Source organism: Rhodospira trueperi (assembly GCF_900101965.1).
Lineage (GTDB): Bacteria > Pseudomonadota > Alphaproteobacteria > Rhodospirillales > Rhodospirillaceae > Rhodospira > Rhodospira trueperi.
The window spans coordinates 1-1,331 of record NZ_FNAP01000044.1 but is presented as its reverse complement, the minus strand read 5'-3'; the positions used below and the strand labels follow the sequence as shown (position 1 = coordinate 1,331).

1 protein-coding gene and 2 pseudogenes are annotated in these 1,331 nt (G+C 64.5%); all 3 read left to right on the top strand.

The window, feature by feature from the left end:
* A pseudogene (locus BLS85_RS18460) lies at positions 1–579 on the top strand (IS3 family transposase); the annotation flags it as partial.
* A gap of 31 nt (positions 580–610) precedes the next feature.
* Positions 611–874, top strand: a pseudogene (locus BLS85_RS18455) (transposase domain-containing protein); the annotation flags it as partial.
* The coding region (locus tag BLS85_RS18450; RefSeq protein ID WP_143027275.1) for a plasmid pRiA4b ORF-3 family protein at positions 871–1,331 on the top strand (461 nt) is incomplete at its 3' end. The pseudogene BLS85_RS18455 and the gene BLS85_RS18450, both read left to right, overlap by 4 nt.

The following is a 1,331-nucleotide window of genomic DNA, read 5'->3' as shown; positions in this document are numbered from 1 at the left end:
CCTTTCGGTCGTGTACCACGGACAGCAAGCATGATCTGCCCGTGGCGCCCAACCTGCTGAACCGGCAGTTCTCGCCGGACGCCCCAGGGCGCGCCCCAAGAATCCCCTGGGGTCGCCGACATCTCATACATCCCGACCGACGAGGGCTGGCTGTACCTCGCCGTGGTCCTCGACCTGTTCAGCCGCAAGGTGATCGGCTGGGCCATGCGCGACCACATGCGCACCGAACTGCCGCTGGCGGCCTTGATGATGGCCACCCAGCGCCAAAAGCCTCCGCCTGGCCTGATCCACCATTCGGACCGGGGTAGCCAATACGCCTCGCATGAGTACAGAAAAGCGTTGGAAAACAGCGGTTTGGTCGCCTCCATGAGCCGCAAAGCAAACTGCTGGGACAACGCCCCCATGGAGAGCTTCTTCGGCACCCTGAAAACCGAATTGGTCAACGGACGCCGATATGCAACCCGCGAGGAGGCCAAACGCGATCTGTTCGCCTACATCGAAGGCTACTACAATCGCCGGCGCCTTCACTCAGCGCTCGGCTACATCACACCAGAGCAGGCCGAGCTTCGTGCCGCGTAACCCGGTGTCCACTTTTTCGGGGCAAGGTCAGACCAACAACGCGGCCGAAAGAGCGCTGAGGGGGCTGGCCCTGGGCCGGAAGTCGTGGCTGTTCGCCGGCTCCGACCGGGGCGCGGAGAGGGCGGCGGTCATGTACACCCTGATCGTTACCGCCAAGCTCAACGACATCGACCCGCAGGCCTGGCTGGCCGACGTGCTCGCCCGCATCGCCGACATGCCGCAGTCCCGCCTCCACGAGCTGCTGCCCTGGAACTGGAAAGCCGCCCGCATGGCCCAGGGGAGCCTCGCGGCATGACGTCAGGCGCGCCGGTTGCCCGCATCAAGGTCGTTCTCGACGACGTCACGCCTCCGGTTATGCGTCACCTCGAGATCCCGCTGTCCCTCAGGCTGGACCGGCTCCATACCGTCCTGCAGGTGGCGATGGGATGGACCGACAGCCATCTCTGGGAGTTCCGGATCAAAGGCATCGGCTTCGGCATCCCCGATCCGGATTGGGGATTCGGTGACGGGCCTCTCGACGCGCGCAAGGCAAAACTCAGTGATGTTCTCGAGGACACCGGCGCCAGGTCGTTCAAGTACCTCTACGACTTCGGTGACGGTTGGGAGCATTCCATCAGGATCGAAGGCATCACCGCCGCCGTCGACGGAGGCCTCTATCCCGGATCCGTCACCGGACTTTTTTTGGCGGGTCCGGCGGGTCGATTTCGGTCTTCGGCCCCGGTTTTTCCGGGATCCCGCCTCCGGCCCGGGAG